The 18,485-nt window shown below is 64.8% G+C and carries 15 protein-coding genes and 1 pseudogene; 9 read left to right on the top strand and 7 right to left on the bottom strand.

All coding sequences use genetic code 11. The features are described from left to right. Positions 1–297: 297 nt before the first annotated feature. The 3 genes and pseudogenes from A5764_RS27260 to A5764_RS07105 all read right to left on the bottom strand — a co-directional run. Positions 298–639: pseudogene (locus tag A5764_RS27260) on the bottom strand (phytoene desaturase family protein); the annotation flags it as partial. Beyond that, positions 636–2,438, bottom strand: coding sequence for a DUF3556 domain-containing protein (locus A5764_RS07110; protein WP_067110630.1), 1,803 nt, complete (start codon positions 2,436–2,438; stop codon positions 636–638). The pseudogene A5764_RS27260 and the gene A5764_RS07110, both read right to left, overlap by 4 nt. Then, a complete protein-coding gene (locus A5764_RS07105) occupies positions 2,435–3,880 on the bottom strand; it encodes a class I adenylate-forming enzyme family protein (RefSeq protein ID WP_067110626.1) in 1,446 nt (481 codons plus the stop codon). The genes A5764_RS07110 and A5764_RS07105 overlap by 4 nt, the downstream gene beginning before the upstream one ends. A gap of 167 nt (positions 3,881–4,047) precedes the next feature. Here A5764_RS07105 and A5764_RS07100 point away from each other — a divergent pair, with 167 nt between their 5' ends. From A5764_RS07100 to A5764_RS07090, 4 genes are all read left to right on the top strand, one after another. Further along, positions 4,048–5,325 (top strand): CdaR family transcriptional regulator, encoded by a 1,278-nt coding sequence (locus A5764_RS07100; RefSeq protein ID WP_067110622.1) that lies wholly within the window; start codon positions 4,048–4,050, stop codon positions 5,323–5,325. 148 nt (positions 5,326–5,473) lie between these two features. After that, positions 5,474–7,165 (top strand): alpha/beta hydrolase, encoded by a 1,692-nt coding sequence (locus A5764_RS07095; protein WP_067110712.1) that lies wholly within the window; start codon positions 5,474–5,476, stop codon positions 7,163–7,165. Beyond that, positions 7,155–7,376 (top strand): hypothetical protein, encoded by a 222-nt coding sequence (locus A5764_RS28770; protein WP_197501227.1) that lies wholly within the window; start codon positions 7,155–7,157, stop codon positions 7,374–7,376. Before A5764_RS07095 ends, A5764_RS28770 begins: the two co-directional genes overlap by 11 nt. Next, positions 7,354–8,184: an alpha/beta fold hydrolase gene (locus A5764_RS07090; protein WP_067110618.1), complete on the top strand. Its 831-nt coding sequence runs from the start codon at positions 7,354–7,356 to the stop codon at positions 8,182–8,184. The genes A5764_RS28770 and A5764_RS07090 overlap by 23 nt, the downstream gene beginning before the upstream one ends. Here A5764_RS07090 and A5764_RS28135 read toward each other — a convergent pair. Continuing rightward, positions 8,095–8,451 (bottom strand): hypothetical protein, encoded by a 357-nt coding sequence (locus tag A5764_RS28135; protein ID WP_156664541.1) that lies wholly within the window; start codon positions 8,449–8,451, stop codon positions 8,095–8,097. The two genes, A5764_RS07090 and A5764_RS28135, sit on opposite strands and share 90 nt — an antisense overlap. Before the next feature lie 717 nt (positions 8,452–9,168). Here A5764_RS28135 and A5764_RS07085 point away from each other — a divergent pair. Further along, the gene (locus tag A5764_RS07085) at positions 9,169–11,001 is read left to right on the top strand and encodes a CHASE3 domain-containing protein (RefSeq protein ID WP_067110615.1); all 1,833 of its coding nucleotides are present in this window, start codon (positions 9,169–9,171) and stop codon (positions 10,999–11,001) included. 19 nt (positions 11,002–11,020) lie between these two features. Here the strand turns inward: A5764_RS07085 and A5764_RS07080 are convergent, their stop codons facing one another. Further along, the gene (locus A5764_RS07080) at positions 11,021–12,061 is read right to left on the bottom strand and encodes a YncE family protein (protein WP_067110611.1); all 1,041 of its coding nucleotides are present in this window, start codon (positions 12,059–12,061) and stop codon (positions 11,021–11,023) included. Positions 12,062–12,244: 183 nt separating this feature from the next. On the opposite strand from A5764_RS07080, the gene A5764_RS07075 reads away from it, so the two are divergent. Beyond that, positions 12,245–12,889, top strand: a complete 645-nt coding sequence (locus A5764_RS07075) for a response regulator transcription factor (RefSeq protein WP_082951556.1) — start codon at positions 12,245–12,247, stop codon at positions 12,887–12,889. 313 nt (positions 12,890–13,202) lie between these two features. Then, positions 13,203–14,111 (top strand): dioxygenase, encoded by a 909-nt coding sequence (locus tag A5764_RS07070; protein ID WP_067110605.1) that lies wholly within the window; start codon positions 13,203–13,205, stop codon positions 14,109–14,111. A gap of 32 nt (positions 14,112–14,143) precedes the next feature. On the opposite strand, the gene A5764_RS07065 is transcribed toward A5764_RS07070, so the two are convergent. After that, positions 14,144–14,752 (bottom strand): sigma-70 family RNA polymerase sigma factor, encoded by a 609-nt coding sequence (locus A5764_RS07065; protein ID WP_067110602.1) that lies wholly within the window; start codon positions 14,750–14,752, stop codon positions 14,144–14,146. A gap of 261 nt (positions 14,753–15,013) precedes the next feature. Between A5764_RS07065 and A5764_RS29235 the strand changes: the two genes are divergently transcribed. Further along, on the top strand, positions 15,014–15,412 hold the full coding sequence (locus tag A5764_RS29235; protein WP_067110599.1) for a response regulator: 399 nt from the start codon (positions 15,014–15,016) through the stop codon (positions 15,410–15,412). A gap of 475 nt (positions 15,413–15,887) precedes the next feature. Beyond that, a complete protein-coding gene (locus tag A5764_RS07055; RefSeq protein WP_197501226.1) occupies positions 15,888–16,871 on the top strand; it encodes a S1C family serine protease in 984 nt (327 codons plus the stop codon). A gap of 27 nt (positions 16,872–16,898) precedes the next feature. Here the strand turns inward: A5764_RS07055 and A5764_RS07050 are convergent, their stop codons facing one another. Further along, positions 16,899–18,347 (bottom strand): GAF domain-containing sensor histidine kinase, encoded by a 1,449-nt coding sequence (locus A5764_RS07050; RefSeq protein WP_231989636.1) that lies wholly within the window; start codon positions 18,345–18,347, stop codon positions 16,899–16,901. Positions 18,348–18,485: the final 138 nt, after the last annotated feature.

Below are 18,485 nucleotides of genomic sequence, written 5' to 3'. Positions count from 1 at the left end.
GGCAGACCCGGCCGCCAGGGGTTAGGCGGCGGCGCGGGCGGTGCGGGGGGGGGGGGGGGCGCGGCGGGGGGGGGCCCACGGAGCCGGGGGGGGGGGGGCCCCCCCGCGGGGGGAGGGGGGGGGAGGGCCGCCCCCCCAACCCTGCTGCCCGCGTCCACACTTGCCGGGTGGTTCCGCACCAGGCAGGCGCGGGCTTTGTTCGGAGGCGTTGCGGCGCACGCCTTTCGGCCGCTGCACTATCCGATGACGTCGGCGATCGGGTTGGGCATTCTCACCGCAGGGCATCGGCACGGGTGGCCCGTCAGCGCCCAGCCCGTCGGCGGTGGCGTCCACCGAACGGTAAAGCACCCCAGCCAGCCCGTCGTCAAGCGGATGCACGCAGTCGATCTCCGGCAGGCGCCATGTCAGGCCGTGCCGCTCTAAGCCGAGTCCGGTCAAAAACGGTGACCCGATGGCCATCGGATGGATCGCCGAACAGTGGTCGTGCAGCAGGCCGGGGGAAACCGCCTCGCTGGTTCGGGTGCCACCGCCGATCTCGTCGGCGGCTTCCAGCACCGTCACCTGCAATCCGGCCTTGGCGAGGGTGACCGCGGCCCCCAGGCCGTTGGGCCCGGCCCCGACGACGATCGCGGTGCTCATGCCACTGCGGGTTGGGCCGGTTTCAGCCTCCGCGCGCCGGCCAACGACCACTTGACGTCGGTCGGAATCGGGCCGTTAGGCAGCCACGGCTGCTCCGTGACGGCGTCGGCCACCTTCCAGCGGCCGACCTCGAGTACGCCGAGCGCGGCGTCGATGACCTTGTAGTGCTGCACCTTGCTACGCCACGCCTGCGACTCCACCCAAACGACGACGAGCTCACCCGGCTCAAACCCGCACTGCCGCTGCACCGCGGCGACGAGGTCCTCATTGTGCAGGTGCCCGTCGCCGAAGTTGAAGCCGATCAACGAGTTGCACACGAATTCACCTTCCCGCACCGCGCGGCTGTCAATGTCGGGCAGGGTCTTCAGCAACACAGAGAACAGTCCTCGGCCCTGGCTGTGCATGGCGCGCCAGGCGATCACGCGTTGCATCGTGAGGTCCGCCCATTGCCGTTCGTATCCGACCGCGATGAACTGGTCGATTTGGTTCTTGGCGGTGCGGGTGACCTTGTTCAGTTTCGATTCTGTGCCCGGGGCGAATGCCCACACGGCCGACGCCCAGTTGCCGGCGTACTGGCGCATCGAGGGCAGGAACGACACCTTGTCCGGCCGGAAATTACCCAGGATCGGAAAGAACATCAGCGCGGACACGATGGCCGCCGTCAGCCACGGTGCCGACATGTCCGACATGGCGTATCCCTGCCAGGCCGGGAAGCCGAGGAACAAGAAGATCGCCGCGTAGGCGAACAGCACGTTCCATTCCAACGGAACCGCCAGTGGGAACGCCGAGATGATGAACAGGTGGAACCCCACCATCACCACCACCGCCGCTACCGTTAGCCACCTGTTCGTCGAGAACAACAGCACCAGTGGGGCGAGGATCTCCACGGTGGTGCCGGCCGCATGGGCCATGAACTCGGCGACCGTTGACGGCCGCAGATCGCGTGGAAAATCACGGTAATGCGCCCGCTTGATCCACTTGAACGGCACCCACGGGCTGTTGCTGACCATGGGTGGAATGACGTTCGCGAAGTGCTTGCCGAACTTAGACACGCCGGCACCGACCCACACCGTGATGATCAACAGCTTCAGCGCGATGATCATGTCCGGGAAATTCGAGAACGGCAGCACCGTGAAGAAGAACAACGCCGGCAGGTACTGCTCGCCGCGCGCTGCGAGGAACACGGTCTTGTCGCGCAGACCGTTCAGCAGCAGCAGGACCATCGGCGCGACGAGCAGTGCCGGATCCACGATCCCGGAGGTGTTGTGCGGCAAGGCTTCCGACAGCGATTCGCTACCCACTCCGGGTGACAATAGCGCAACAGCGACGCCGGCAAGCAATGCGACGTAGAGGATCACGTCGAGCCACGTGCGGCGGTCACCGTTGGTGAGCGGTACCCATTTCCACGGCCGCAGCCGAATCGTGCCGGGACGGGCCCAGAACAGGATGCCACCGGTCATCGGCTTGATCTTGCCGGCCAGCGGCCCCCACGATCCGGCGACGCCGATGGCCTCGAGAAGCACCGTCCACAGGATGACCTTCTGGTAGACGATGGGCTGATTCCACCATTGGGCGAGATGCCATAACGCCGGCAGTCCGGAGGTCACCGTCGCGATGGCGACGCCGCCAAGGGCGTAGAAGAACACCAGCTTTGCGATATAGATGGCATGCACCACGCGGGGTGAGCCGAATCCGTTCTCCGCCCAGTGCTGCGTCATGAACCGCATCCGTTCCATGAACGGCATGCCCATAAAAGCGTCCGGATCGACTGGGGGGAACTCCGGCTTGGTGAAACTCATGATTGGCTCCCAATTTTTGATGTGGTGACGAGCGAGTCGGCCACCAGCCGACGCAGAGCGGGTTTGTCGATTTTGCCGACGGCGTTCTTCGGCAGGTCATCGAGAATCGTGATATCGACGGGCCGTTTGTATTTCGCGAGCTGACTGGCGATGTGGTCGCGGATCGTCTCGGCGGTGACGTTCGCGCCTGGCTGCGTAGAGCAGAACAGCACCGGCTCCTCGCCGTAGGTGGGATTGTGACGCCCGACGACGGCCGCCTCGGCTATCTGCGGCAAGTGGTGGACGACGGCTTCGATTTCGCGCGGGTAGATGTTCTCGCCGCCACGGATGATCATGTCCTTGGCGCGATCTACCAGGACCAGATAGCCGTCTTCGTCGAAGCGACCGATGTCGCCGGTCTGCAGCCAACCGTCGACGACGGTCTTCGCGGTCTCCTCCGGCCGGTTCAGGTAGCCGAGCATCACGTTGGCACCCTTGATGACGATCTCACCGGTCTCACCGTCGGGGACCTGTCGGTGGGCCGGGTCAACGATCCCAATCATCTGCCCGGGCAACGGAAGTCCCACGGTTCCGGGTTTGCGGGTGCCGTTCAGGGGGTTGGCCGTACTGGCGCAGGTGCCCTCCGACAGCCCGTAGCCCTCGATGATCGGGATGCCGTAGCGCGATTCGAACCGTTCCAACAACTCCACGCTGGCCGGTGCCGCGCCGCAGGCGGCAAACCGCACCGAGGACACGTCGGGCTCGATGTCGCTGGGCAGGCCACACAGCATGGTGTAAATGGTTGGCACGGCCGAGAAATAGGTAGCGCGGGTCTGCTCTGCTCTGGAAAAGAATGTCCTTGGGTCGAAGCGTCCGGCCACGGTCGCCCGGGCCCCGGCCAGCAGCGGTGACAGCGTCCCGACAACGATCCCGTTGACGTGAAACAGCGGCAGTATCAGCAGGCTGTGATCGTCGCTAGTCAGACCGAACGCCTCAATAATGCTGTGGCACATGGCGCTTAGGTTCGCGTGGTCGAGCATCACCCCCTTCGGGCGGCCGGTGGTTCCGCTGGTATAGATCAGCAACGCCAGCGAGCCATCGGCACCCTGACGCGTGCCCCGCGGGGCAGGGTCGCATACATACAACTCGTCGGCAATCAGGAGCTTCGCGCCGGCGTCGGCAAGCTGATATCGCACCTCCGGCACCGATAAGGACGGATTGATCGGAGTGACCGCCGCTCCCAGCCGCCACGCGGCAAACAGCGAGACGATGAACTCGACGGTGTTGGGCAGTTTGATCGCCACGACGTCGCCGGCCGACACGCCACGGCTGCGCAGCGCCGCGGCGGCGCACTCCACGGCGTCGAGGAACTCGGCGTTGTTCAGGGAGCGCGTGTCGTCGGCGACTGCGGGTGCGAGCGGATCTTGGATGACGCGCTGGTCGGGTAAGACCGAAAAATTCATGTGACGTCCTGCGACATGGTAGGCGTGTGTGAGCAGCGACACTAGGACACCAATGGCGAACCAGCATCGTCCGCCCAGCTCAAATGTGGAGGACGATTTGTTCCCGGAAGACAAAAGGTGGTCGGCATTCGGCACCCGAGCGGGGCGCGAGGACTACCGTCGTTGGTGTGACGGGCGTCACCGATACCGATGTTGACCGCTGTGTCCGCCAGATCGCTGCCGGACTCCAACAACGGCTTGGCCAGGTGACGGCGACCATCCAGCGTCACCTCGAGGAAGAGATCCCGGAACTCCGCGAGGACACGGCAAGCATCGAGTTGCTGGGGGCCAGTATCGGCGGCAACGTCGACACCGTGCTCCACTCGCTGCACTACGGCATCGATGTGCAGCGCCTGGAGGCCCCCACCGCGGCATTGGAATACGCGCGGCGGCTCGCGCAACACGGCGTACCGGTGCATGCGTTGGTGCGGGCGTACCGGATCGGCCAGCGGCGCCTGAACGAACTGGTATTTGCTGAGGTACAGGCCGCCGACATGAAATCACCGCTTCGGGTGGGCGTTCTGGAGAATATGTCGGCCACGATGTTCTCCTACATCGACTTGATCTCGCAACACGTCGTCGAGGTCTACGAAGAGGAACGTGAACGCTGGCTGGAGAATCAGAACAGCATCCGTGCGGTGCGGGTCCGGGAGATCCTTGCCGCCAAGACACCCGTTGACGTCGACGCCGCGTCATCGACGATTCGCTATCCGCTGCGCTGGCACCACCTGGCCGTCCTGCTGTGGTATCCACAGGCGGGCAGTAACGGCAATGAACTGGCCCGGCTGCAACGCTTTCTGCGGGAGCTCGGCCAGGCGGCCGGAGCCTCGGCCATCCCGCTGTTCGTGGCGGCCGACGGTGTATCGGGCTGGGGATGGGTGCCGTTTCGCGCCGCCGCGCCGGAAGCGATCGAGAAAGTCCGGAAATTCGCGGTCGCTCATGCGGACTCGCCCAGCGTGGGAATCGGCTCGATGGCAGCAGGTGTCGCCGGCTTTCGCCGATCGCACCGCAAGGCCCTGGCGGTGCGTGCTGTAGCAGCCACGCGCGATCAGCCACAGCCGAGCGTGATCGCCGCGGACGATCCTGGCGTGTCGGTGGCGGCCCTTTTAGGCGGCGACATCGACGATGCCCGCGCGTGGGTGGCCGAAATGCTCGGCGAGCTGGCGGTCGACGACGAGAACGAGGCCCGGCTGCGCGAGACGTTGCACGTCTTCCTGTCGACCAGCGGCAGCTACAAGCTGGCCGCCGCGCGGCTCAATCTGCATCCCAACACGGTCAAGTACCGGGTCGGGCGGGCCATCGCCCTGCGGGGTCGCGCGATCGACGCCGACCGGCTCGACGTGGAACTGGCCTTGTTGTTGTGCCACTGGTATGGCAGCGCGGTCACCCAGCAGCGACCGAATTAGTGCCCTCGGTGTTGTCGCCGCGCGACAACCTACCCACCGGTACTCGTTCCGCGCGGACGATGGCGTTGTGAAAAACCACCCCTAAGGTGAGCCGCACCGGGCAATGAGGCCGACGAAGTCAAACCCGAAGCGAGCCAAGATCTTGTCGATGTCAAGCCCAGAAGTCGAGCGTCCGGCTGAGATTACTACACCGCCTGATCTATTACTGACCGGTTCGGCGGTTGGGATCGCGAGCCGGATGATGCCCGATACGTCCTGGGGCAGGTTCGGCTTGAAATTGGCCCGCCGGCCGGGCCTTGTCGCCGAACGGGTAGGGGCCTTCGGTCGCGAACTCGCCTCGATCGCCACGGGCACGTCCGATCGCGCTCACGTCAAGGCCGACAAGCGCTTCAGCGATCCGGCATGGCAGGGCAACCCGCTGCTGAAGCGGTCCATGCAAACGTACTTGGCCGCCGTCGAACTAGCTGACCACCTTCTCGCCGAAGCGGCGCTCGATTGGCGCGATGCCGAGCGGATCCGATTCGTGTTCGACCTCATTATGGAAGGGCTTGCCCCCAGCAATAATCCGTTGGTCAGTCCGCTGGCGTGGAAGGCGATCATCGACACCGGTGGCCTCAGCGTCCTTCGAGGAGCGCGACGCTTCCTGCGCGATGTGGCTGCGCCGCCGCGGCTTCCGTCGATGGTGGAACCCGATGCGTTCACGGTCGGTAAGGACCTCGCCGTCACACCGGGTGCGGTCGTGTACCGGAACGAGGTGTTCGAACTCATTCAGTACACACCGCAAACCGAGAAGGTGTGGACAGTGCCGCTGCTCATGGTGCCGCCGGTGATCAATAAGTTCTACATCCTCGACATTGCGCCGGGCCGCAGCATGGTGGAGTACTTCGTGCGCCAGGGCCACCAAGTGTTCGCCATCTCGTGGCGCAATCCCGCTGCGGCGCAACGGTCCTGGGGCTGCGATAAATACGGCGGCGCGATTGTCGACGCGCTGGAGGTTCTCCGAAGGGTGACCGGGTCGGAGAGCGCTCACGTGCAGGCGTCGTGCTCGGGCGGGATCCTGGCGGCCATGACCGCCGCCCATCTGAGCGCGATGGGCGAAGCTGAGCGCATCGCCAGCCTGACGTTGATGGTGACCGTGCTCGATCAGGGACAGGCGGGCGCGGCCGCGGCTCTCGACGCGACGACCGCCAAACTCGCGGTCGCGCTGTCGGCGCGCAAGGGCTACCTCGACGGCCGAGCGCTCGCCGAGGTGTTCGCCTGGCTGCGGCCCACCGACCTGGTATGGCGGTACTGGGTCAATAACTATTTGCAGGGCCGCTCGCCGGCACCGTTCGACGTGCTGTTCTGGAACGCCGACACCACGCGCATGCCGGCGGCGCTGCATCGCGACATGGTGACGATGGGCCTGCAGAACGCTTTGACGGAGCCGGGGGCTGTGCGCATGCTCGGCAGCCCAGTCGACCTTGGCACGGTGACGGCCGATACGTACGTCGTCGCGGGGATTGCCGACCACATTTCGCCTTGGCAGGCCTGCTATCGCAGCGCAAGGCTGCTCGGAAGCAAAGAGCTGCGGTTCGTCCTGTCGTCGAGCGGGCACATCGCCGCGCTGGTCAATCCCCCGGGCAATCCGAAGGCTTCCTACCGCGCGGGAACTGTCGACGAACGCGACCCCAATCGTTGGATGACGGAGGCGGAAACAAACGCCGATTCCTGGTGGCACGACCTCTCGGCGTGGTGGACTGAGCGCGGCGGCGATCAGAAAACGGCGCCCGCCGAGCTCGGCGGTGCTGGGCTCACAGTCCTGGCTCCGGCGCCCGGGAGCTACGTACATGAACGTTGACAGCCGCCTCGCGCTGCCCATCGAGTTCGTGCTAGCCGTATGGGAGCACTGGTTTGCAACGCTCGGCAGGACAGCCTCCGCGAGCGCCGGCCTGGTGGCCGCCGCCAGACGGCGCCTGCTACGGGCGAAGTCCGGTCCGCGGCCGTCAACGCGGCGGGAGGGCATCGCCGATGTCATAGTGCTCGCCGATGAGCGCAAGCATGAACGATGAGAATCTGATACCGGTCCTCGGTCAACAAATCCGGGTCGATGTCCGGTGGGGCACCGGAGTCCCATTGGTACTGTGCAACGGAATCGGCGCGAGCCTCGAAGTTCTCGCTCCATTTGTGGCGCAACTGCAGCCGGACACCACGGTGGTGCGGTTCGATGTACCGGGCACTGGCGGCTCACCGGATTCGCCGTTCCCGTACAGATTTCCATACTTGGCCGCCGTGCTGGGCAGGCTACTGAAGAAGATAGGTATCATCGATCGCCGAGTCGGCAGGCCCCAAGTTGACATCTTAGGATTGTCATGGGGCGGCGGGCTCGCCCAGCAGTTCGCGTTCCAGAACCCGCACCGGTGCCGCCGCCTGATCCTGGTGTCCACCGGTACCGGTTCTTTGATGATTCCCGGCAAACCGTCGGTGCTGGCGAAAATGTTGACGCCGAAGCGATTTCTGGATCACCGTTATGCCGCCATGATCGCCCCGGAGATCTACGGCGGAACGGCCCGCAGCGACCCCATGATGATCAAACAAGTCTTCGACCGCCAATTGATGGCCGGCTCGCGCATCGGATATCTGCACCAGCTGATAGCCGGGGCGGGCTGGACCAGCGTCTTGATGCTGCCGCTCATCCGGCAGCCCACTTTGATCGTGGCGGGTAGTGATGATCCGATCATTCCACTGGCCAACGCCAAGATCATGCACCGGTTGCTGCCGAATGGAGCGCTACACGTTCACAACGGCGGCCACGTCGAAATCATCACTGACGCGGTGGAACAGGCCCGCGTGATCGAAGAGTTTCGGCGAAAAGCATGAAAACATAGATTTCTCAATCGACTTCGACGTCGAGTTTAAGCTGTCGCCCCGCCCCGGTGCGGCGGTGGTCGGCGCCTGCGCACGCAGGCGCGCCCAGCAGACGCGAATGGCGTGCACAACATGAACGCCTATCGGGATGAACAGCGGGGACACCACCATGAGCAAGACAAGGATGGGCGTGATGTACGACATGATTCTCGGCTTTTCCTTTCCGCCAACTTGATTGGGGAGGAAGTTACGCCGCCGATCGATGTATCGCTTCGTCATCGGGCGCCCAATCCTTGTTCCGGAGTTGTCGTCCGGCGACAAGGCCGTCGTCGACTGTGCCGAGCTACAACGATTACCGCGGTTCGGCCATTCAGTCCAACAGTCTTTGTCGATACCGACTCCGCGACTGTGCGGGCCGGTGTGCCGTGCTCTCCCATGGCACTGATGCAGCGGCGCTTCGCGCCTACGCATTCCGGGATAGCAACGCAATCAGTCCAATTCGTCGCTTACGGGCTGACGGCGGCTAACCGAAGACGGGCATACCGCGTGATGCAGCCACAGCGCTGGCGACAGCGCACCGATGAGCAGATACCGCAGGCGGCGTTGCAGGGACGCATGACGGCTTAGTAGCCGTCGACGTACGGCCACGCGCTGTTGCCACTGAGTGACAGTGCTTCGGCATCGCGTTCAGCCCCGGCATCGCTTTCGATCACCGAGTTGCTGGGCAGCACGACGATGGAACCGCGCGATCGGTGACGTACGCTCGCGTGCCCTCGGCACCTGCCCCAGGTAATACAACTCTCCCCTCAACCTCGGTAACTCTGTTTTCACCGCGCCCGTGATCAGCAAAGCGCAGGTCTTTTTCCGCGGTACTGTTTGCCAAGCGCTTGTCAAGCGGCACACTATTGTGAACTGAACCATTCGAGGGATGCCGGCCCTGCCGGTGCGAGCCGCGTGGTGGTGAGGTCCAGGATGCGAGTTGGGATCACAGGACGATTGCTGGCCGCGACATCGCTGCTCGGGGCTGTCATCGCGGCGCTGTTCATCTTCCTGCTGCTCGCGATGGGGCACGCCAGCCGGGCCAAAACTATCGCCGAACATAGTCGGCAGGAAATCAGCCTCGCCCGCGAGGTCAGGAATCAACTGATCGACATCGAGGCCAGCCAGCGGGGTTTCATTATCACCGGTGACGAGCGCTTCCTCGAAACGTGGGAAGGCGCTAGGCGTGCCCTTCCGGCAAAGTTGGCGGCGCTGCGCCAGATCGCTGAGCCAGCCGTTCAGGCGGTACGCGCCGAACAGTTGCAGCGGGAGGCACTTTCCTATCTGAACGACTACGCGGTGCCTCTGGTGGACGCCGCCCGCCGCGGAGATCCATCGGTGAAGAGCATGGTCGAGCAGATCGGACGACCGCGGATGGACGGGCTCCGGCACGAGGTAGACGCCTATAACGCGGAGGAGTTATCCGAGAATATCGCTGCTCAGGCCGATGCGGACCGTGCCTACCAGCGTGCGGCCCTGCTCGGAGCCGGCGGGCTCGGCGTCTCGATGCTAACGACGACGCTCATCGCGGCCTACCTGGCGCGGGGTGTCGTCGCTCCAGTGCGCCGGACCGCGCGCATGGCCGAGCGGCTCGCCGCCGGTGACCTTGCGGCGCGTGTGCCGGAGAGGGCTAAGGCCGAGATCGGTGTGCTCGAGCGCAGCTTCAATGCAATGGCCGAGTCACTGGAGCGCGGGCGCGACGAGCAGGCCGCGTTGCGGCGTGTTGCCACACTCGTCGCTCAGGGGGATCCGTCTCATGACGTGTTTTCCGCGGTCAGCCGCGAGGTCGGGCAGTTGTTGGACGTCGAGATCACTCGACTGCTGCGCTTCGAGGCCGACGGCACGGCCACCGTTTGTGCCGCTTGGCGGCGCGTGGGTGATCCCCTGCTGGTTGGCTGCCGCATCCCGATCGACGCCGCCGTTGCGGCGCCGGTACGGCAGACCGGCGAGCCCGCAAGGATTGTCGAGCAATCGCCACCCGAGTTGCCCGGGGGCCCCTACGCGGTGGTCGGCGCGCCGGTCAAGGTCGGGGGAACGCTGTGGGGGGCGATCACTGCGCTGTCACCGCAGGACCACCCGCTTCCGGAGGGCACCGAGGCGCGCATGGCCGAGTTCACCAATCTGATCGGCACCGCCATCGCCAACGCCCAGGCCCGCGCCGATCTCATGGCGTCGCGCGCTCGCATCGTGACCGCGGCCGACGGGGCCCGGAGACGCATCGAACGCAACCTGCATGACGGCATCCAGCAGCGGCTGGTCGCGCTGTGTCTGCGGATCCGTGCATTCCAGGAGGCTGCGCCTACTGAGGCTTCGGAAGTCAGCAAGGAGCTTAGTGCGCTCGACGTCACGCTCACTGAGGCGCTGGGGGAGCTGCGGGACCTTTGCCATGGCATCCATCCGGGCGCGTTGTCGCACGGCTTGGTGCCGGCATTGAAGTCGCTTTCACATCGCTCGAAGCTACCGATAGAGCTCGACCTCCATGTGGATGAGCTCCTTCCACCCTCCATCGCGGCGGCCGCGTATTTCGTCGTAGCGGAAGCATTTTCGAACGCGGCCAAACATGCGCGCTCCTCGGTCGTGCGGCTCAGCGGCGAGGTACGGGAGGATCGCCTCTTGCTCACGGTGAGTGACGACGGCGTAGGCGGCGCCGACCCGTCCCGCGGCTCGGGCATCATCGGCCTCATCGACCGGGTAGAAGCGCTGGGCGGAACGCTGACCGTCGACAGCCCAAAAGGAGCCGGTACCACCCTGCGGGTCGAATTGCCACTGACCGAGCTGGGACGAGAGTAAGCCCGTCAACCCGGCGGATTCATGCCGCTTCTGCGTCACGCAGGACCGACGCGATCGAAATCGCGGTGAGCGTGCCCGCCCAGTAATCGGCGACGTACAGCAACTCGCCGTTGCCGCTGAGCGCCAGCGCCTCGGGATGGCCGTCCAGCTCGAAGGCCGTGATTACCGAGTTGCTGATGGTGTCGAGCACCACTACGCGCGAAGACGCGAGATCGGTGACGCATGCTCGCTTGCCGTCGCTACTGAACTGCATCCGGCGCGGCATCCGCCCGGCAGGGACGACCTCCGCGATTTCGGTCGGGAAGTCGACGGCGACAAGTGACTGCATGCTGATGGCATAGACGCCGGCGTGGTCGGGCGTGACCACCGCGCGAAGCGGCGCATCGGGGAGATTTACCGAGGTGACGCTGCGTCGTGCGACGTCGATGGCCGAGATCGAGTTGGTGTCGTAGTGCGTCACCAAGACGCGGGAGCCATCCGGACTCACGGTCACGGTGTCCGGCGACACCGGCACGGCGATGCTGTCGACGACGGTGTGTTGCGCTGTGTCGATCACCGTCACCCACCCTGGAAAGAACTGAGTGTGGACGCTGACCGTGGAAGTCGCGACGTACAGCCGACCGCCATCGGGGCTCACATCCATCCCGGTGGCGTAGTTCTTTATCGCCACGGTGCCCAGCGACGTCCCGTCGGCCGCCGTCGCCGAAATCTGGCTGTAGGTGCTTTCGAGACTTGCCGCGGGATGGGCGGTGTAGAGGCGGCGCCCATCAGAGCTGACGACTTCCGCGGTGCTCGGGCTGCCGGCGATGGTTGTGACGGCGTGGTCGGCGGTGCTGATGGCCCGTACGGAACCGTCGTAGCCGACAACATAAAGGAACGCGTCGTCGGCGCTGAGGATCAGACGCTTGGTATCGGGGCCGACCGGTATGCGGGCCGCGATGTCGCCGCCGGCTATCACGGTCACACAGTTGTCGGCGGCGACATAGACACGTTCGGCGTCTTTGCCCACGACGACATCACCCACGCGGGTGCCGATCGAGAGCTGCCACTGTACGGCCATGCGCTTACGATGCCGTTTTGCGTGCCCAATGTCGTCGCTGCTGGCAGCTAACAGGCATGGGTGACAGCCGGAAAGCTGATACCGTGCTACCCAGACCAGCGGGTTCCTCAAGCAGCAAGCCGGGAGGACAAGGGGTTGACGACGGAAACAAGCACCGCCTCGTCAGGCACGGAGCCGGCCCCCCTGCGCGCGGTGGTCGCCGACGACGAGACCCTACTTCGCGAGGGTTTGGCCAGCCTGCTGGAGCGCTCCGGCTTCAACGTCGTTGGTCAGGTGGGCAACGCCGTCGAGCTCCTCGCGCTGGTGCGGGATACCAGCCCCGATGTGGTGATCGTGGATATCCGGATGCCGCCCACTCACACCACCGAGGGCCTGGAGGCCGCCCGGGTGATACGCCAGGAACTTCCCGACACCGGGATTCTGGTGCTGTCCGCCTATGTCGACGTCGAGCACGCGATGGAGCTGTTGGCCAGCGGCAGCGGTATCGGCTACCTGCTCAAAAGCCGGGTCACCGATGTCGCGGATTTCGTCGACACCCTGCAGCGAATCGCAAAGGGCGCGTCTGTGGTCGACCCGGCGGTGGTCCAGGAGTTGGTGTCCGGACGGCGCCGCGACGATCCCCTGGCGGTACTGTCTCCGCGCGAACTCGAGGTGCTGGAGTTGATGGCCGAGGGCCGGTCCAATGCCGGCATCGCGCGGCGGCTGTGGGTAACCGAGGGCACCGTCGAAAAGCACGTCCGCAGCATCCTGACCAAACTCGGCTTGCCCGAGACGGACGACGATCATCGGCGCGTCCGCGCGGTCATCACATTTCTCGACTCTCGCTGACTTGCAGCTGATCGTCAGCACAACGACGAAGCACGTTGATATCCAGAGCGACCTGTTACTGCCATCCACGCCCGTCAGCAGTGAGTAGTCACCCTCGTTGCAGCTAGTAGGTATACCGATTGGGGGTTAGCCCTGACGATTTCGGTTGTGACGAGGTGAGTATTGAGTAATGACGCAGTTACGTCGTACTGTCCACCCAGCCAGGCGCCCCACAAATGCGCGGCGCAGGACGCTGTACGCGGGCTTGCAGCGCAAGGGATTTCGTGATTTGAAGGATCACCCGAAAGCCCGATAAATGTGAAGGGAGTTTGCGATGTCGATCGATTTGACAGAGGACACGATCACCGAGGCCGTGCAACGGAGTTTCGACGCGTCAGCCAACGAGCGGTTCAGGCAGCTATTGGTCTGCTTGGTGCAGCATCTGCATGATTTTGCCCGAGAAGTGCGGCTGACCGGTGAGGAATGGGCCACCGCTATGGATTTCCTTGAGCGGGTGGGCAAGATCTGCAGCCCGACTCGCGAGGAGTTTGTGCTGCTGTCCGACATACTGGGCTTGAGCATGCTGCTGGACAAGATCAACGACCACGGCGGCCCATCGGCCACCGACTCGGCCCTGCTTGGTCCATTTTTTGTCGAGGGCCGTCCGAGGGCCGAAAACGGGGCCGACATCTCCGGCGGGGTCGTCGGCACGCCGTTGTTCGTCAGCGGCAGGGTCGTCGATGAGCAGGGCCTCCCCATCACCGGAGCACATGTGGACACCTGGCACAGCGACGGCGAGGGTTTTTACGACGTTCAGCTGACCGAAAAGCTGCACGACCAACTAGCCATGCGTGCGCTGCTGACCACCGACGAAAACGGCCGATTCTGGTATCGATCGGTCACGCCGCGTTACTACCCGGCGCCCACCGACGGTCCGGGCGGCGAAATCCTGCGTGCGGCAGGCAGATCCATAATGCGTCCGCAGCATGTCCACTTCTGGATGCACGCCAACGGCTATCAACCGCTGATCACCCAAGTGTTCCTGCGCGACGACCCCTACATCGACTGCGACGTGGTGTTCGCCGTCCAAAACTCGCTGAAAGCAGACTTCGTGCGCCACGAACCAGGTCTCGCCCCGGACGGAACGACCCTGGATGAACCGTTCGTCACCCTGAATTGGGCATTCGCCCTCGTCCCCGACGCACGCCAGGCGACCTATAACGACCCGGCGACGGCGGTTTGACAATCGACACGAGCGTGTATCCGGGTTTGGCCTCAGGCCGTCCGCGCGAGGTCCTGCGAGGCGGCATAGCCCGCGCAACGGCGCGCCTCGGCGAGGAGCAGGCGCAGTCGGCGCCGCCCGCGATGGAGGCGCGAGACCACGGTTCCGATCGGCGCGTTCATCACTGCGGCGATCTCCTTGCATCGCAGCCCCTCGATGTCCGCGTAGTACACCGTGGTGCGGAACTGCTCGGGCAAGGCGCGCATCGCGGCCCTGACGTCTTGGTCGCCAAAGCCTTTCAGCGCCTGTTCCTCCGCTGAGGGCAGACCCCACGCCGAATGGGCAGCATTCTTCATGAGTTGCACATCGGTGATGTGCTGCGCCAAATCATGCGTCGGGCGCCGCTTCGTTTTGCGGCAGTGGCTGATGTGGGTGTTGAGCAGGATCCGGTAGAGCCACGCGTGGATGTTGCTGTCGGGTCGGAAGGAGTCAAAGCCGGCGAAGGCTTTTGCCAGCGTCTCTTGTACCAGATCTTCCGCGTCGGCGTGCTGATCGGTCAGCCGCCGTGCCTGTCGGTATAAGTCCCCCAACGCAGGGGCGACCTGACGTTCGAACCCAGCCGTGGAGTCCAGGCGGGCGGGCGATTCCACTGGCAGGGTCATAATGCACCTCTCGACGTTTCGCGCTGACGGCGCCTGTCCGGTTCCATGCCTTTACCGTTGCGTGCCGGACCGTCCCACGTCTGCACCGCTGGCAACCGTCGAGGGTTCCGGTCTGCTGCAGTCCGCGCCTCCCGGCTAGCGGGAGTAGGCGGCCCGGCCCGGCCCGGCGCCACGCCGCGCGTTGCGGCAATTCTTCCCGACTCGCCGCAGATTCCTGCTAGCTTCCATGCGATCGATCCACTCCTACTCCAAACTGAACTAGTGAGCCCTCCTAACCGCACGCGCTGCGTGATACTCGATGACAACCGCGACTTCCTCGATGCCGCGGCACGGTTGCTCGAGCATCAGGGCATCAGCGTGGTGGCGGTGGCCACCTCGTCCGCAGAGGGGCTGCAGTGTGTGAAGGAATTGCGGCCCGACGTGACGCTCGTCGATATCGACCTCGGCGAGGAGAGCGGTTTCGACGTGGTGGAAAAGCTGCACCGAAACGGAGGATCGGACGCCGCGGTGCCGACGATCTTGATCTCCACGCACGCCGAGGAGGACTTCGCCGAATTGGTCGCCGCCAGTCCCGCTTTGGCCTTCATTCCCAAGTCCGCCCTGTCGGGCAGCGCGATCCGCGACGTGCTGGGGCTAGCCGGACAACGGCGCCGATCTTAAGCCAATCACCTTGCTGGGCGCGGGACCTTCGAGCGCCGAAACGCGCCCGCGGCCCAGCTCATTTCTGACACTTCGTCATTAAGGCTGAGCGGAATTCCTGCTAGCCCGGTATGTGAACTCGCGTTGCCGCCAATGACTTCCGTATGCGACCGGACGATTCTAAGCGTAAGCCGCTCTTGATAGCACGTAGCTGAGGCGGATTCCCGACGACAGCCGACGAAGTAAGCGAGAGAAGTACATGTCAGATGGCCCCCGCTGCGGCGTAACGGCGACTCCCTACAACCAGCAAGATGATCGGCATTCCGCCGGTCCGCGCTCATCTCACCGGGCGATCCCGGTGACCGCGCAGCGGCTGTCAACGGCTGGCGCTGCATCGTTCATGTTGTGCAATTTGGGTGCGGCCGCGATCGCCGGAGTCATCGGTGTTGTCGTCGTTCTCGTTTCTCACTACGCTGCCGTCGATCGATCACTTTTTATGTCTGAGTCCGCCCGCACGCTTCCCCCGGCCTACAGCGGCACCTCCTGGGTTGAGCAGGTGGCAGCAAAAGTGCTACCCAGCGTCGTGACGCTGGAAATCAGCGACGGCAAGCGCTCGCTCTCGGCGTCGGGAATCATCCTCACGCCCGACGGGGTGATCATGACCAACAACCATGTCGTGGCGGGGATGGGTGCCGGGGGGCACGCGCCGGCGCGGGTCGAAGCGACCTTCAACGACGGCCGCTCTGCCCCAGCGGATGTGATCGCCGCCGACCCGCAGAGCGATGTCGCGATTGTCCGGGCTCAGAACGTTTCGGGCCTAACGCCAGTGCCCATCGGCTCCTCGGCCAACCTTCGCGTCGGTCAGCCAGTGGCGGCGGTGGGATCTCCGCTGGGTCTGCGGGGCACCGTCACCGTCGGAATCATCAGCGCCCTCAATCGTCTGGTATGTCCCACAACCGGCGCCGACAACCGAACCGCGTTTTACGCCATCCAAACCGACGCTGCGATCAATCCCGGCAATTCGGGCGGCGCACTCGTTGACACAAACGGCGAGCTCGTCGGCGTCAACGCGGCGGAGTCGGTGGTGGCCAGCGCCGACGACTCCAACAGCACCGAGCACGGATCGATCGGCCTGGGATTCGCCATTCCCGTCGATCACGCCGAGCGCATCGCGGCTGAACTCCTCGCCACCGGCCGCGCATCGCACGCCTGGCTGGGAGCACAGGTGAGCAGCGGCGCAGATCCGTATGGCGCCAAGGTCATCGGCGTGGAAAGCGGAAGCCCGGCTGAGGCGGCCGGGCTGACTGCCGGCGCGCAAGTAACCAAGATCAATGACCAACGGATCGGAAGCGGAGACGCCCTTCTCGCCGCGGTGCAGTCCATGGAGCCCGGCACCCGGGTGAGCCTGGTATTCACCGACAGTTCCGGTAACCCAAGGACCGTGCAAGTCAACCTCGGCAGCGACCGAGGTCGTCAATAACCTTGCCGCCGAATGGCGGAAAGGCGGTCATGCTGCTTTGCGCGGGATTTCGGCCGTAAGCGCGGTGCCCTCGCCGTCACGGCTGGTGAGCTCCATTCGGCCGCCGAGCGCTTCCACGCGGTCCTTCAGGCCGAGAAGTCCGGATCCACGGGGATTCGCGCCGCCGACACCATCGTCTGCCACCGTGAGACGCACACGCAGATCATCGGCGTCCACGATGACGGTGACCAGCGATGCGCGCGCATGCTTGGTGGCGTTGGTCAACGCTTCTGCCACAACGTAATACGCGGCCACCTCGACCGACTCGGGCAATCGTCGATCAATGTTGACGCTCAACTCGACGGGCATGGCGGCACGGCGGCACAGGGCCCGCAGCGCGGGGCGTAGGCCCGCATTGGACAGGACCGCCGGATGGATACCGTGGGAGAACTGCCGCAGTTCTTCGCTTGCCGCAGCGAGTTCCTCAGCCACCACCGCGATTTCGGACTTCAGATCGCTATCGTCGGGCAGGTCGGCCTCAAGGGACCGAACGTGCATCGTCAGCGTGACAAGGCGTTGCTGGGCGCCGTCGTGCAGGTCACGTTCGATGCGGCGCCTAGCCTCGTCGCCGGCGGCAACGATGCGTGCTCGCGAGGCAATCAGCTCGTCGCGCGCTTGGGCATTGGCGACAGCGGTCGCGACGAGCTCGGCGAAATCCGCCAGCCGTGCTTCGGTATGGGGGTCCTGGGGTTCAAGCACAGAGGAGGCGATGACCGCCGCTCCCCACAGTCGACCGTCAACGTGTATGGGCGCGCCCACCGCCGAACGACCGCCGATATCGTGCACCGCTGCGGCAATCGGCCCGGTGGCATGCTCGTGGCTGTCCATCCTCGCCGTCGTGCCTCTGCGTAACACCATCGCCGCGACGTTGTCGCCATCCAGGGGATACCGTGCGCCGACTGGAATCTCCGCCAATCGAGCCTCATCGTGGGCCGCGACCAGCTCGCACGAGTCATTCCCCAGGTAGCGCACCAACACGCAGTTCTCCACCCGCAGCGCGTAGGCCACCTCGTCGGCAACCGCGGTGAAGACCGCAGACGGGGAAACACCGCGGGCAACCAGCGTCGCCACCCGGCGCAGGGCGGCCTGCCGTTCCGCCAACTCGCTGACCTGATCAGCCGCGTGCCTCGCTGCCAGCGCGCGCAGTCGAGCGCGACCCGCCAGCACGTTGGCCAGTAAGCCGATGGGCACGAATAAGGCAAGCGGGAGCAGCTCTACGGGTCTTTCCGGCAGCCAGCCACCGTCGACGTCGAGGTGGATTTCCAGATACACCACGGCGCTGACGAAGGTTGTGATTACCGCTAGCCCTATATCCCAGCCAGCTGAGATGACAAGGACACCAAGGAGATACACCATTCCGAAGATGTTGTTCGGCGAGACGGAGCCGAGCAGCTGCACGAGGAGGCTCTCGGTCACAATCAACACCGCGGCGACCACTATTCCGAGCCAAAGCGGCCGGCCGGTGGGCGTCGTCAGCGGTGGTTGGTATCCGTGCGGCGGGTGATACCGAGTCTGCCTTCGACGACTGATCGGCCAATCGTACGGTGATTTCGCATATTGACCTCGATCCGTACC

The organism is Mycobacterium sp. 852002-51057_SCH5723018 (genome assembly GCF_001667035.1).
Lineage (GTDB): Bacteria > Actinomycetota > Actinomycetes > Mycobacteriales > Mycobacteriaceae > Mycobacterium.
This window is presented reverse-complemented; position numbering and strand designations above follow the sequence as displayed.